At 56.3% G+C, this 14,132-nt stretch carries 9 protein-coding genes; 6 read left to right on the forward strand and 3 right to left on the reverse strand.

The genetic code is table 11. From position 1 onward, the window contains the following. The first annotated feature begins 36 nt into the window (after positions 1-36). Positions 37-1,176, forward strand: coding sequence for a glycerate kinase (locus tag N6P30_RS15575; RefSeq protein ID WP_023294456.1), 1,140 nt, complete (start codon positions 37-39; stop codon positions 1,174-1,176). A gap of 89 nt (positions 1,177-1,265) precedes the next feature. On the opposite strand, the gene barA is transcribed toward N6P30_RS15575, so the two are convergent. Further along, positions 1,266-4,025, reverse strand: a complete 2,760-nt coding sequence (barA, locus tag N6P30_RS15580) for a two-component sensor histidine kinase BarA (RefSeq protein WP_058673269.1) — start codon at positions 4,023-4,025, stop codon at positions 1,266-1,268. A 57-nt stretch (positions 4,026-4,082) separates the two neighbouring features. Between barA and rlmD the strand changes: the two genes are divergently transcribed. The 5 genes from rlmD to eno all read left to right on the forward strand — a co-directional run bounded on the left by rlmD (position 4,083) and on the right by eno (position 11,763). Beyond that, entirely contained in the window at positions 4,083-5,381 is a 1,299-nt protein-coding gene (rlmD, locus tag N6P30_RS15585) for a 23S rRNA (uracil(1939)-C(5))-methyltransferase RlmD (protein WP_023294454.1), read from the forward strand. 51 nt (positions 5,382-5,432) lie between these two features. Then, on the forward strand, positions 5,433-7,664 hold the full coding sequence (relA, locus tag N6P30_RS15590) for a GTP diphosphokinase (protein WP_008499628.1): 2,232 nt from the start codon (positions 5,433-5,435) through the stop codon (positions 7,662-7,664). A 65-nt stretch (positions 7,665-7,729) separates the two neighbouring features. After that, positions 7,730-8,521, forward strand: coding sequence for a nucleoside triphosphate pyrophosphohydrolase (mazG, locus tag N6P30_RS15595; RefSeq protein ID WP_008499627.1), 792 nt, complete (start codon positions 7,730-7,732; stop codon positions 8,519-8,521). A 223-nt stretch (positions 8,522-8,744) separates the two neighbouring features. Next, positions 8,745-10,382, forward strand: a complete 1,638-nt coding sequence (pyrG, locus tag N6P30_RS15600; RefSeq protein ID WP_008499626.1) for a glutamine hydrolyzing CTP synthase — start codon at positions 8,745-8,747, stop codon at positions 10,380-10,382. An 82-nt stretch (positions 10,383-10,464) separates the two neighbouring features. Continuing rightward, a complete protein-coding gene (gene eno / locus N6P30_RS15605) occupies positions 10,465-11,763 on the forward strand; it encodes a phosphopyruvate hydratase (protein ID WP_003862715.1) in 1,299 nt (432 codons plus the stop codon). A gap of 53 nt (positions 11,764-11,816) precedes the next feature. Here eno and N6P30_RS15610 read toward each other — a convergent pair whose 3' ends face one another. Both N6P30_RS15610 and N6P30_RS15615 read right to left on the reverse strand, forming a co-directional pair. Further along, positions 11,817-12,926, reverse strand: coding sequence for an SDR family oxidoreductase (locus tag N6P30_RS15610; protein ID WP_023294453.1), 1,110 nt, complete (start codon positions 12,924-12,926; stop codon positions 11,817-11,819). Between the two features lie 358 nt (positions 12,927-13,284). Beyond that, positions 13,285-14,109, reverse strand: coding sequence for a MurR/RpiR family transcriptional regulator (locus N6P30_RS15615; protein WP_008499624.1), 825 nt, complete (start codon positions 14,107-14,109; stop codon positions 13,285-13,287). Positions 14,110-14,132 lie beyond the last annotated feature (23 nt).

Raw genomic sequence — 14,132 nt, forward strand, 5'->3', positions numbered from 1 at the left:
TATGCTTAACGTAACGACTATGCGTAAGGATGGCTTATGAAAATTGTTATCGCACCGGACTCGTATAAGGAAAGTTTGAGTGCGCTTGAGGTTGCGACAGCGATAGAGCGTGGTTTTCGCGAGATCTTTCCCGAGGCGGTTTACGTGAAGCTGCCGGTCGCGGACGGTGGCGAAGGGACGGTTGAGGCGATGATCGCGGCAACGCAGGGAAGCATTGTGCATGTTCCGGTGACCGGCCCGCTGGGCGAGCGCGTGGAGGGGTTCTATGGCTTGTCCGGAGATAAGCAGAGCGCCTTTATTGAAATGGCGGCGGCAAGCGGCCTGGAGCGGGTTGCGCCTTCGCAGCGTAATCCGCTGAAAACCACCTCCTGGGGCACGGGCGAACTGATTCGTCACGCGCTGGATGTGGGCGTTAAGCATATTATTATTGGCATTGGCGGCAGCGCTACCAACGACGGCGGCGCAGGGATGGTGCAGGCGCTGGGGGCGAAGCTGCTGGACGACAATGAACAGCCTCTTGGGCAGGGCGGGGGCGAGCTGGGAAAACTCGCGCGTATCGACCTGAGCGGGCTGGACAAGCGTCTGGCGGAATGCCGGATTGAGGTGGCCTGCGATGTAACCAATCCGCTTACCGGGAAGGATGGCGCGTCAGCGGTATTCGGCCCGCAGAAGGGCGCCACACCCGAGATGATCGTCACCCTGGACAACGCGCTTGCGCACTATGCAAGCGTGATTGCCCGGGACCTGGATATCGACGTGCTGAACCTTGCTGGCGGCGGCGCGGCGGGGGGCATGGGCGCGGCGCTGTACGCCTTTTGCGGCGCGCAGCTGCGCCAGGGTATTGAGATCGTGACCGATGCGCTACACCTGGCCGACCAGGTGGCCGATGCGGATCTGGTGATCACGGGGGAAGGCCGCATTGACAGCCAGACGATCCACGGCAAAGTCCCGGTGGGGGTGGCGAAGGTGGCAAAACGCTTTAACAAACCCGTTATTGGCATTGCAGGCAGCCTGACGGCGGACGTTGGCGTGGTACACGATCACGGCATTGATGCCGTGTTTAGCGTGATCTACACCATCTGCACGCTGGAAGACGCGCTGGAAAATGCCGGCGAGAACGTCAGGATGGCCGCAAGGAATATCGCGGCGGTGCTGAAAGTGGGGCAGGCATTTTAACTGTGATTGCCGGGTGGCGGCTTCGCCTTACCCGGCCTACGTTAGTGCACCTGTAGGCCCGGCAAGCGGAGCGCCACCGGGCTTTTACCTCAGCTCCCCAACACCTTCATCGCTTCGCGCGTCACGTTATCCATTTCATCCAGCAGCTCCAGGAACTCCGGTTCAAGCTCCGATTCCGGCGTGCCCGCACGCAGCTGCTGCTCCAGAAGCTGACAGAGGTTTTTCAGCCGCGGTACGCCGCTGTACCCGCAGCTGCCGTGCAGCTTGTGGATTGCGTCCAGCAGATCTTCCGGGTTTTCACCCACCAGTTGCTCTTCCACCTTGTTGCGAATTTCTGGCAGAAACGCGACCAGCATTTGCAGCATGTCGCGGGCCAAATCGGGTTTACCTGCCGCCTGGCGCAGCGCGAGCTGCCAGTCAAAGGTGGCGTTCTGATTAACGCTTATCTCAGCCTGCTCGCTGGAAACCGTGTACGTTCCGCCAATATGACCCGGCTTGTAGCGCAACAGCAGGCTATGAAGTTTCTCTTCATCGATGGGCTTTGCCAGATAGTCATTCATCCCGGCGCTCAGCAGCTTCTCCTTCTGGCCCGCCATCGCGTGCGCGGTGACAGCAATAACCGGCGTTTGCTGCTGATGCGGCAACTGGTGGATCAGCTCGCAGGCCCGGATGCCGTCCATGCCCGGCATCTGAATATCCATCAGGATTAAATCGAACTGCATCTGCTTAGCCTGTTCAACCGCCTGCGCGCCGCTGGTGCACAGCTCCACATGCTGAACCTGGTCCTCAAGCAATGCGCCAATGAGCTTCAGGTTGGCCGGATTATCATCCACTGCCATCACGCTCATCGGCAATTTTTGCTCATCGTTAATCAGCGGAAGGGCATGCTGGCTAAGACGGCAATATTCCGTGAGGGCTGGCAGCAAACGGGTTGCGGTCAGTGGTTTCAAAAGGCACGCGGCCGCGCCGTCGTTTTTCAGTTCTTCCGCGTTGAGCTGCCCATGGCACGGCAGCGCCAGCAGCAGGTAGTCGGTCATCGACGCGGCTTTCGCCAGGCGCTCCTGCTGCATGGTCAACTCGCCGGTGAAGGTGACCGGAATGCCCATCAGCAGAATATCGTAATGCTCTACGGCAAGCGCCGAGAAGGTGGGGCTGTAGACCACCTCCAGCGGCGTGGCGCTTAAGATGTCGAGCGTACACTGCGCCGCCGCAGCGTTAGGTTCAACGTAGGCCAGACGCTTGCCTTTCAGGCAGTCCGTCACCGGGCCATCGGTCAGCACGTTCGGATTAAGGTCCAGATTAATGTGGAACCAGAAGGTTGAACCGCGGTTTGGCTGGCTGTGGAAAGAGATATCGCCGCCCATCTCGTTCACCAGGCGCTGGGTGATCACCAGCCCCAGACCGGTACCGCCATGACGGCGGGAGATGCTGGCGTCCGCCTGACGGAACGCCTGGAACAGACGCGACTGGTCGCGCTCCGGAATGCCGATGCCGGTATCGCGGATCTGGACTTCAATCTGGACCTTATTGCTGCTGATCGAGCGTTTCTCTACCAGGATGTCGATATTACCGCTTTCGGTGAACTTAATGGCATTCCCGACAAGGTTGGTTATGACCTGCTGCAGGCGCAGCGGATCGCCAATAACGTTATCCGGCACGTCGTTTTTAATGTTAAGCGTCAGCTCCAGGCCTTTGTCGTGCGACGAGTGCGCGAGCAGCGTCACCACTTCATCCAGCGTGCTGCGCAGCGGGAAGGGGATACTCTCGAGGATCAGCTTGCCCGCTTCCAGCTTGGAGAAGTCCAGCACGTCGTTAATGATCGCCAGCAGGTTGTTGGCCGAGCGTTCAATGGTATGCAGGTGATCCCGCTGAGTGGGGTTGAGCTCGCTTTTCAGGGTCAGACGGGTAAAGCCGATCACGCCATTGAGCGGCGTGCGCAGCTCGTGCGACATATTGGCAAGGAATTCCGATTTAATACGCGCCGCTTCCTGAGCGCGCTTTTTCGCCAGATCCAGCTCAACGTTCTGGATCTCCATCTGCTCCAGCGTTTCGCGCAGGTCGGACGTCGCCTGGTCAACGTTGTGCTGCATCTCTTCGTGATACGCCGCCAGCGACATCGCCATCGAGTTGATGCCGTTTTTCAGCATGTCCAGCTCGCCCAGCATAAACCCTTCCACACGGCTGTCGAGCTGTCCCCGGCGTATGCGGTCAACCGTGTTAACCATGTTGCGGATGGGACCCGTCACGTCGCGCATCAGGCGCCAGCCGAAGATCAGCGCAATGCCGATGCAGAACAGCATCATCACGCCGGAAATGAAAATCTCTTTGTACTGCTGTAGCCGGACCGACTTGAGATCCAGCTCCAGCGCCACATATCCCAGCATATTATTGCTGGATTTGGCGTCGGACTGTGCAGACTCATCGGGGGAATAGCTTTCCGACACGATCGGCGTGCGCAGGATCATGATATCGCCGCGCCGCAATACGGTGAGGTGGCGCGGGAACGGCGTACCGTCCGGGATTTTCAGGGCCGCAGGATCGAGATGAAAGTTTGAGGTCACAAACAGGCGGTTATGTTCGTCGTAAACGGAAATGGCGCGTACGATGTCCGAGTGGCGGCGGTGGAGTACGCTGATTAACTGCCCAATGGATTCGCGGTTTTGCAGGTTCATGCCGTACTCGCTGGAGACGGCAAGCGGTTCGATAATACTAGCGCCTGCATCTTCCAGCTGTCGCTGCAAATCGTTATAGCGGTGCACCACAAAGAAGATACTCAGCAGCAAACCGATGAGAACGGTGGGGGCGAGGATCAAAATCATCATGCGCGCGCGCAGGCTGTAGTTGGTCATGGCGTTCCGTTATGGGACAATTAAGATAATTATGGTTATGTGAGAAAAATCTCGGCGATGGCGCAATTCTACTCTGCAAAGCGACGCGTGACGACGCGTCAAATCATCACTGTTGAGGCCACGGACCTCGATCCGTTTGGCCAGGGAGTGGCACGCCACAATGGTAAGGCTCTGTTTATAACAGGTTTACTGCCAGCAGAACGAGCAGAAATTACGCTGACGGAAGATAAGCGCCAGTTTGCGCGCGGGCAGGTTAAGCGTCGCCTCAGCGATAGCCCGGAGCGTGTGGCACCCCGCTGCCCCCATTTTGGCGTGTGCGGCGGCTGCCAGCAACAGCATGCGAGCACAGAATTACAGCAAAAAAGCAAAAGCCGCGCGCTGGCGCGTCTGCTCAAACATGACGTTAACGAAATTGTTGCCGATGAGCCCTGGGGCTATCGTCGTCGCGCGCGCCTGAGCCTCAGCTATCAGCCAAAAACGGAGCGGCTGGAGATGGGGTTTCGCAAGGCCGGCTCCAGCGACATCGTTGACGTGAAGCAGTGCCCCATTTTGGTGCCCCATCTTGAGGCATTGCTTCCGGAAGTGCGCATCTGCCTCTCCGGGCTGGACGGCGTACGCCATCTTGGGCACGTCGAACTGGTCATGGCAAACAATGGCCCGCTGATGGTGCTGCGCCATACCGCGCCGTTGTCGAAGAAAGATCGCGAAAAACTGGAACGCTTTTCGCATTCCCACGACCTGGCGCTTTTCCTTGCACCACAAAGCGAGATACTTGAACAGGTTACCGGTGAGGCGCCCTGGTATGCGTCAAACGGGCTACGCTTAACGTTCAGCCCGCGGGATTTCATTCAGGTGAATGATGGCGTTAACCAGCAGATGGTAGCGAAAGCGCTGGCGTGGCTGGACGTTCAGAAAAGCGACCGGGTGCTCGATCTGTTCTGCGGAATGGGCAACTTCACGCTGCCGCTGGCGCGAGAAGCGGCCAGCGTCGTCGGTGTGGAAGGCGTTGAGGCGCTGGTGGCGAAAGGGCAGGAGAACGCGCGGCAGAACGGCTTGCAAAATGTGACATTCTTTCATCAAAATCTTGAGGACGATGTCACCCAACAACCGTGGGCAAAGCAGGGCTTCGATAAAATTTTGCTCGACCCGGCACGTGCCGGTGCCCCGGGCGTGATGGCACATATTATTAAACTCGCGCCAAAGCGTGTGGTCTATGTTTCCTGTAACCCGGCAACGCTTGCCCGGGACAGCGAGGCACTGCTCAGCGCGGGTTACCAGATTCAGCGTCTGGCAATGCTGGACATGTTCCCGCACACTGGGCATCTGGAATCGATGGTGTTGTTCGAGCACATCTAATTTGTTTGGCTTGTCGACTTCGACAGGCCCTGGTCCCTAAAGGAGAGGACAATGGTTGCGGTAAGAAGTGCACATCTCAATAAAGCTGGGGAGTTTGACCCACAAAAATGGATCGCAAGTCTGGGAATTTCCAGCCAGCAGTCGTGTGAACGCTTAACCGAAACCTGGGCCTATTGTCTGCGCACCACGCAGGGGCATCCCGACGCCGATCTTCTCCTGTGGCGCGGCGTGGAGATGGTTGAAATCCTGTCCATGCTGAACATGGACATCGAAACGCTGCAGGCTGCGCTGCTCTTCCCCCTCGCGGATGCGGACGTGGTCAGCGAAGACGTGCTGCGCGACAGCGTCGGAAAATCCGTCGTTGCGCTGATCCACGGCGTGCGCGATATGGCAGCCATTCGTCAGCTCAAAGCCGCGCATACGGATTCCGTCTCCTCAGAGCAGGTCGATAACGTTCGCCGGATGCTGCTGGCCATGGTGGATGATTTCCGCTGCGTGGTCATCAAGCTGGCCGAGCGTATTGCCCACCTGCGAGAGGTGAAGGATGCGCCGGAAGACGAGCGCGTGCTGGCTGCCAAAGAGTGTACGAACATCTATGCGCCGCTGGCGAACCGGCTGGGGATTGGTCAGCTGAAGTGGGAGCTGGAAGATTACTGCTTCCGCTATCTGCACCCGGCGGAATACAAACGGATTGCCAAACTCCTGCACGAGCGCCGCATCGACCGCGAGCACTATATCGAGGAGTTTGTCGGCGGCCTGCGCCAGGCGATGAAAGAAGAGAACGTGCGCGCCGAAGTCTACGGTCGACCAAAGCACATCTACAGCATCTGGCGCAAAATGCAGAAGAAACACCTCGCCTTTGACGAGCTGTTTGACGTGCGCGCCGTGCGTATCGTGGCGGAGCGTCTGCAGGACTGCTACGCCGCGCTGGGGATAGTGCACACGCACTTCCGTCATCTGCCCGATGAGTTTGACGACTATGTCGCCAACCCCAAACCGAACGGCTATCAGTCAATCCATACCGTGGTGCTTGGCCCTGGCGGTAAAACGGTCGAGATTCAGATCCGCACCAAACAGATGCACGAGGACGCCGAGCTGGGCGTTGCCGCGCACTGGAAATACAAAGAAGGCACGTCCGGCGGGGCGCGTTCAGGCCACGAAGACCGCATTGCCTGGCTGCGTAAGCTGATTGCGTGGCAGGAAGAGATGGCCGATTCCGGCGAGATGCTCGACGAAGTGCGCAGCCAGGTCTTTGACGATCGCGTCTACGTCTTTACCCCGAAAGGGGACGTTGTCGACCTGCCGGCCGGCTCTACGCCGCTCGATTTTGCCTACCACATCCATAGCGATGTGGGGCACCGCTGCATCGGGGCGAAAATTGGCGGGCGTATCGTACCGTTCACCTATCAGCTGCAGATGGGCGACCAGATTGAAATCATTACCCAGAAGCAGCCGAACCCGAGCCGGGACTGGCTTAACCCGAACCTGGGGTATGTCACCACCAGCCGCGGGCGCTCGAAGATTCACGCCTGGTTCCGCAAACAGGATCGAGACAAGAATATCCTTGCCGGCCGCCAGATCCTTGACGACGAGCTGGAGCATATCGGTATCAGCCTGAAAGAGGCGGAGAAATTCCTGCTGCCGCGCTACAACTTCAACGAGCTTGATGAGCTGTTAGCGGCGATTGGCGGCGGTGATATTCGTCTGAACCAGATGGTGAACTTCCTGCAGGCGCAGTTCAATAAGCCAAGCGCGGAAGAGCAGGACGCGGCGGCGCTGAAGCAGCTGCAGCAGAAAACCTACGCGCCGCAGCAGCGCAGCAAAGACAACGGCCGCGTGGTGGTCGAAGGTGTCGGTAACCTGATGCACCACATTGCCCGCTGCTGTCAGCCAATCCCAGGCGACGATATCGTTGGCTTTATCACCCAGGGGCGCGGAATTTCGATTCACCGTTCCGACTGCGACCAGCTTGCCGAGCTGCAGTCCCATGCGCCGGAGCGCATCGTGGAAGCGGTCTGGGGCGAGAGCTACTCCGCCGGCTACTCGCTGGTGGTGCGCGTCACTGCCAACGACCGCAGCGGCCTGCTGCGCGACATCACGACCATTCTCGCCAACGAGAAGGTCAACGTGCTGGGCGTCGCCAGCCGCAGCGATACCCGCGAGCAGCTTGCCACCATCGATATGACCATCGAAATCTATAACCTGCAGGTGCTGGGCCGCGTGCTTGGCAAACTGAACCAGGTGCCGGATGTGATTGACGCGCGTCGTCTGCACGGCGGCTAAACATCCTCTTCCGTAGGCCGGGTAAGGCAACGCCGCCACCCGGCATTTTTCATCAGGACAGTATTATGACTCAAATCGACCGCCTGCTCGGCATCATGAAACGCCTGCGCGACCCGGAAAACGGCTGCCCGTGGGACAAAGAGCAGACTTTCGCCACCATCGCCCCGTACACCCTTGAAGAGACCTACGAGGTGCTGGACGCCATTTCCCGTGAAGATTTTGACGACCTGCGCGGCGAGCTGGGCGATCTGCTGTTCCAGGTGGTGTTCTACGCGCAGATGGCGCAGGAAGAGGGGCGCTTTAACTTTGACGATATCTGCGCTGCCATCAGCGACAAGCTTGAGCGCCGTCATCCCCATATTTTCGGTGACGCTACCGCAGGAACCAGCACCGAAGTCCTGGCCCGCTGGGAGCAGATCAAGAGCGCCGAGCGGGCTGAAAAATCCCAGCACTCCGCGCTGGACGACATTCCGCTGAGCCTGCCCGCGCTGATGCGCGCGCACAAAATCCAGAAACGCTGCTCCGCCGTGGGGTTTGACTGGACCTCACTCGGCCCGGTGCTGGATAAAGTGCACGAAGAGATTGACGAGGTGATGCACGAAGCGCAGCAGGCGGTGGTGGATGAAGCAAAGCTTGAGGAAGAGATGGGCGATCTGCTGTTTGCGACCGTCAACCTTTCTCGCCACCTGGGTGTAAAAGCGGAAACGGCGCTGCAAAAAGCCAACCTTAAGTTCGAACGCCGCTTTCGCGAAGTGGAGCGGATTGTCGCCTCGCGAGGCCTGGAAATGAGCGGTATTGACCTCGACGCGATGGAAGAAGTCTGGCAGGAAGTAAAGCGCCAGGAATCTGATCTCTAACGAAATTTTGCGATCAAGCGCAATTTGTGTGATTTTTTAAATGACAAGCGCTTGATTTGCGTCAAAAACATTTACCCAAAAGGGGCTATTTTCTCACTCCTTATGTTTGTCATGGCCTGGAATGGAGACGGAGAATGAAAGTTTGTGGCGCTCGCCGTGTTCGGGTATACTACTTTCCCGTCCTGGTTATTCCATCGTTTCACCCTAACTTCTCAGGTTCAGCATGACAACGAACTATATTTTTGTGACCGGCGGGGTCGTATCCTCTCTGGGTAAAGGCATTGCCGCAGCCTCCCTCGCAGCCATTCTTGAAGCCCGTGGCCTCAATGTGACCATGATGAAACTGGATCCGTACATCAACGTCGATCCTGGCACCATGAGCCCAACCCAACACGGGGAAGTGTTCGTTACTGAAGACGGCGCTGAAACCGATCTGGATCTTGGCCACTACGAGCGTTTCATTCGTACCAAAATGACCCGTCGTAATAACTTCACGACTGGCCGCATCTATTCTGACGTTCTGCGTAAAGAGCGCCGTGGTGACTATCTGGGCGCGACCGTGCAGGTTATCCCACACATCACCAACGCCATCAAAGAGCGTGTCCTTGCCGGTGGCGAAGGGCATGACGTTGTGCTGGTTGAAATCGGCGGTACCGTGGGTGATATCGAATCCCTGCCATTCCTCGAAGCGATTCGTCAGCTGGCGGTAGACATTGGTCGTGAACACGCGCTGTTCATGCACCTGACGCTGGTGCCTTACATGGCGGCGGCAGGTGAAGTGAAAACCAAACCGACCCAGCACTCTGTTAAAGAGCTGCTCTCTATCGGTATTCAGCCTGACATCCTGGTTTGCCGTTCCGATCGCGCCATTCCGGCGAACGAACGTGCGAAAATTGCATTGTTCTGTAACGTGCCTGAAAAAGCCGTTATTTCAATGAAAGATGTCGATTCCATTTATAAAATCCCGGGCCTGTTGAAATCACAGGGTCTGGACGATTATATTTGTAAACGATTCAGCTTGAACTGTCCGGAAGCTAACCTGTCTGAATGGGAACAGGTTATTTACGAAGAAGCCAACCCGGCAGGCGAAGTGACTATCGGTATGGTCGGCAAGTACATCGAGCTGCCGGATGCCTATAAGTCCGTGATCGAAGCGCTGAAACACGGTGGTCTGAAGAATCGTGTCTCCGTGAACATCAAGCTGATTGATTCGCAGGATGTTGAAACGCGTGGCGTTGAAATCCTGAAAGATCTGGATGCTATCCTTATCCCTGGCGGCTTCGGCTACCGTGGTGTAGAAGGCAAGATCGCCACCGCGCGTTATGCGCGTGAAAACAATATTCCATACCTCGGCATCTGTCTGGGTATGCAGGTTGCGCTGATCGAATTTGCGCGCAACGTAGCGGGAATGGAAAACGCGAACTCTACGGAATTTGTGCCAGACTGTAAGTACCCTGTTGTGGCGCTTATCACTGAATGGCGTGATGAAGACGGTAACGTCGAAGTCCGTACCGAGAAGAGCGATCTGGGTGGCACTATGCGTCTCGGCGCACAGGCCTGCCAGCTGACTGACGATAGCGTGGTTCGCAAGCTGTACGGCGAGCCGGTCATCACCGAGCGCCATCGTCACCGCTATGAAGTCAACAACATGCTGTTGAAACAAATTGAAGCTGCGGGTCTGCGTGTTGCGGGCCGCTCCGGGGATGATCAGTTAGTCGAGATCATCGAAGTGCCAAACCATCCGTGGTTTGTCGCCTGCCAGTTCCACCCGGAATTTACTTCAACGCCACGTGACGGGCATCCGCTGTTTGCAGGCTTCGTGAAGGCCGCCAGCGACTACCAGAAGCGTCAGGCGAAGTAAAAAAAGTTAGAACGGCAACGCGTACCTTTGGTACGCGTTGTTTGTCTGGAGTTTTAGTTTAACTTGTACTGAGGAAAATCTAATGTCCAAAATCGTTAAAGTCATCGGTCGTGAAATCATCGACTCCCGTGGTAACCCGACCGTTGAAGCCGAAGTTCATCTGGAAGGTGGTTTCGTCGGTATGGCAGCTGCTCCATCAGGTGCTTCTACCGGTTCCCGCGAAGCGCTGGAACTGCGTGATGGCGACAAATCCCGTTTCATGGGCAAAGGCGTACTGAAAGCGGTTGGCGCTGTTAACGGTCCTATTGCTCAGGCTATCGTTGGCAAAGATGCCAAAGATCAGGCTGGCATCGACAAGATCATGATCGATCTGGACGGTACTGAAAACAAATCTAACTTCGGTGCGAACGCAATCCTGGCCGTTTCCCTGGCGAACGCCAAAGCGGCTGCGGCGGCTAAAGGTATGCCACTGTTCGAGCACATCGCTGAACTGAACGGCACCCCAGGCAAATACTCCATGCCTGTACCAATGATGAACATCATCAACGGTGGTGAGCACGCAGACAACAACGTTGATATTCAGGAATTCATGATTCAGCCAGTTGGCGCGAAATCCCTGAAAGAAGCAGTACGTATGGGTTCTGAAGTGTTCCACAACCTGGCTAAAGTTCTGAAAGCTAAAGGTATGAACACGGCTGTGGGTGACGAAGGTGGCTATGCGCCAAACCTGGGTTCTAACGCAGAAGCACTGGCTGTTATCGCAGAAGCGGTAAAAGCAGCGGGCTACGAGCTGGGCAAAGACATCACCCTGGCGATGGACTGTGCAGCATCTGAATTCTACAAAGACGGTAAATACGTTCTGGCTGGCGAAGGCAACAAAGCGTTCACCTCCGAAGAGTTCACTCACTTCCTGGAAGACCTGACCAAACAGTACCCAATCGTGTCTATCGAAGACGGTCTGGACGAGTCTGACTGGGCTGGCTTCGCATACCAGACTAAAGTACTGGGCGACAAAATCCAGCTGGTGGGTGACGACCTGTTCGTAACCAACACCAAGATCCTGAAAGAAGGTATCGAGAAAGGCATCGTTAACTCCATCCTGATCAAATTCAACCAGATCGGTTCCCTGACCGAAACGCTGGCTGCGATCAAAATGGCGAAAGACGCTGGCTACACCGCGGTTATCTCTCACCGTTCTGGCGAAACTGAAGACGCGACCATTGCTGACCTGGCTGTGGGTACCGCTGCTGGCCAGATCAAAACGGGTTCTATGAGCCGTTCTGACCGTGTTGCTAAATACAACCAGCTGATTCGTATCGAAGAAGCGCTGGGCGAAAAAGCACCATACAACGGTCGTAAAGAGATCAAAGGCCAGGCATAATCGCTTAAGCCTTAACATGAAAATGCCAGTCGAATGACTGGCATTTTTTTTGGCTATTTAAAATCGACCGCCATTTGCTCCGGAATGGTCAGCCCCCGGGTGGTTTGCACGCAGCGGGCAATGTAATCCGTAAACCGGGGTGGCTTCGGCATCCCCATGCTCAGCAGCTTATCGTTGCTGAATCGCACGTTAAGCGTGGCAAACGCACCGTATAACCGCATGGCTCTCAGCATCAGACGTTCGTTGCACGGGCCAAAAATCGTTTTCAGTTCACGGCGCATTCTGACCAGCGTTTCGTAGCTGACCTGTGCGTACTTATCCCCGACGGGGGCTTTCTCCTGCGCCTGCGCCATCGCATTATCAATATCCGCAAAGCGAACGCTGTTCTCTTCTCCGGCCGAAATGTGTACCACTTCCCCCGGACGCGCGTTGCTGTTGAGCAGCATTAACAGCGCGTCGGCACAATAATCCACCGGGACAACGTCGATCCGGTCCTCCATCGAGCACATAAACTTCTGCAGCATCAGGCCCATGCTGAAGACCCAGAAAATACTGCTCGAGGGCGTGCAGCCGTGGCGGGTATGGCCGACAACGATGGATGGACGCGCGATGAGCAGCGGCAGGTTCGGACATTCCTGGCGCATCAGCTGTTCGATGGTTGACTTCGAAAACGTGTATTCCACCAGGTGTTCAGCATTCTCTCTGAATTCGGCGCTTTCGGCGACCAGGGAATCCTGCTCCGGCGTACATGACATTGCCGTGCCCACGTGGAGGAAGCGTTGTAGCGTTGAAACCTGCTCCATGCGGCGCGCCAGTGCCAGCGTTCCTTCCACGTTGACCTTCCAGATGAGCGGGTTGTTACCAAATGAGGCAACAGCTGCACAGTTCACGACATGCGTGACCTGGTCCAGACGCGGATCGTTCAGGAAGGCTTCAGGCTGGCTGAGATCGCCAATGAGGATATTGTCCACGCTCAGAGTGGCCAGTTTGTTCTCAGGAACGTTGAACTTGCGCATGTTCTCCAGCACGCGCTCCAGCCCGCTCTGCGGATCGCTGGCACGCGCGAGCAAAAGCAGTTTTACGGATTGATCGCTGGTCAGAATTTTTTCCAGTACTGCACCGCCCAGAAACCCCGTCACGCCTGTAATCATTAACATCTTCATTAATACCGTCTCATTATGATTGATGAGGCGGATTGTAGGCGTGCAAAAGTAAACGGCATTTAAATAATAAAACGCCGAAATAGACAGCATCTTAAGCTTATTTTAAGGAAAGGAATTCAGGTGGAGATATTGGACATTACAGGCAGGGTGAAAATTCAATTTATTAAAATGAATATTTCAACATTATGATTTTAAAGTCATTTTGTGGTGCTTATCGGATGGTGAACTTAATTCGAAATGTAATAAATATAATACTTTGTTACACCAAACATTTACCGGATAAATGATTTAAACACCACTTAACTTAAATCAGGCGACATTAAGCGCAGGCTATTTTTATTTAGCCTGCGAAGGGTTTTTAGAGTAACAGAGGAAGCGTGGCGCTGGCCGTTTGCTGGCTAACGTCGCCGTAACGGCCATCCAGCGCAATCATGGACGTGGTCAGCAGTTCGACCAGCAGCATGACCCCAACTTTGGCATTGAGCGCGCCCGCGCTAAGCGGCCCCTCTGGCTTGGCGGCCACCAGCTGCATGTCGCTCAGGGACGCCAGCGGGCTGCGAGGCGTATTGCTGAGTGCCAGAACCTTAACGCCGCGCTTGCGGGCAAGCTTCACCACATGGAGTAGATCCCGCGTTGAGCCGGAACTGGAGATTGCCACCACCAGAGTTTCTGACGAAAGCGTTGTCGCATTCATGGCCGCGCGGTGCATATCGCTAAACAGCTGTGCGGGTTTGCCCAGCCGCAACAGCTTATAGTGCAGATACTCCCCGAGGATCGCGCTGGCCGCAACGCCATAAATCTGCACCGACTGCGCCTGATGCAGCGCCAGCGCGGCCTTTTCAAGCAGCGTGCGGTCAAGGAGCCTGGCGGTGTCCTGCAAAGCCTGCACCGACTCATCCACGACGTTATCAATCTCATCCCCCGCCTGGCGCGCGGGCTGGCCCTGCTGAATATCCAGCGCAAGCGCCATTTTAAATTCGTTATAGCCCTTGCAGCCCAGCGTGCGGCAAAGACGCGTCACGCTGGCCTCGCTGGTGTGGCTCTCGCGCGCCAGTTCGGTGATCGTCAGGTAGAGCACCCGGGCAGGATCGCTGAGAACAAACTCACCGAGTTTTTGTTGTGTTGGGCTGTACCCGGAAGCCTCCTGGCGTAGCTTCAGCAGCAGGTTTTCATGGTCTGACATGCTCGATCCTTAATGCGTTTCTC

Origin of the sequence: Enterobacter sp. PL1 (genome assembly GCF_945957325.1) — a bacterium.
Taxonomy (GTDB): Bacteria; Pseudomonadota; Gammaproteobacteria; order Enterobacterales; family Enterobacteriaceae; genus Enterobacter; species Enterobacter roggenkampii.

Excerpts from the sequence above, each read along its gene's own strand:
- N6P30_RS15610 (WP_023294453.1), bottom strand. The coding sequence starts at position 12,926 with ATGAAGATGTTAATGATTACAGGCGTGACGGGGTTTCTGGGCGGTGCA.
- mazG (WP_008499627.1), top strand. The coding sequence starts at position 7,730 with ATGACTCAAATCGACCGCCTGCTCGGCATCATGAAACGCCTGCGCGAC.
- N6P30_RS15575 (WP_023294456.1), top strand. The coding sequence starts at position 37 with ATGAAAATTGTTATCGCACCGGACTCGTATAAGGAAAGTTTGAGTGCG.
- eno (WP_003862715.1), top strand. The coding sequence starts at position 10,465 with ATGTCCAAAATCGTTAAAGTCATCGGTCGTGAAATCATCGACTCCCGT.
- relA (WP_008499628.1), top strand. The coding sequence starts at position 5,433 with ATGGTTGCGGTAAGAAGTGCACATCTCAATAAAGCTGGGGAGTTTGAC.
- pyrG (WP_008499626.1), top strand. The coding sequence starts at position 8,745 with ATGACAACGAACTATATTTTTGTGACCGGCGGGGTCGTATCCTCTCTG.
- N6P30_RS15615 (WP_008499624.1), bottom strand. The coding sequence starts at position 14,109 with ATGTCAGACCATGAAAACCTGCTGCTGAAGCTACGCCAGGAGGCTTCC.
- rlmD (WP_023294454.1), top strand. The coding sequence starts at position 4,083 with ATGGCGCAATTCTACTCTGCAAAGCGACGCGTGACGACGCGTCAAATC.
- barA (WP_058673269.1), bottom strand. The coding sequence starts at position 4,025 with ATGACCAACTACAGCCTGCGCGCGCGCATGATGATTTTGATCCTCGCC.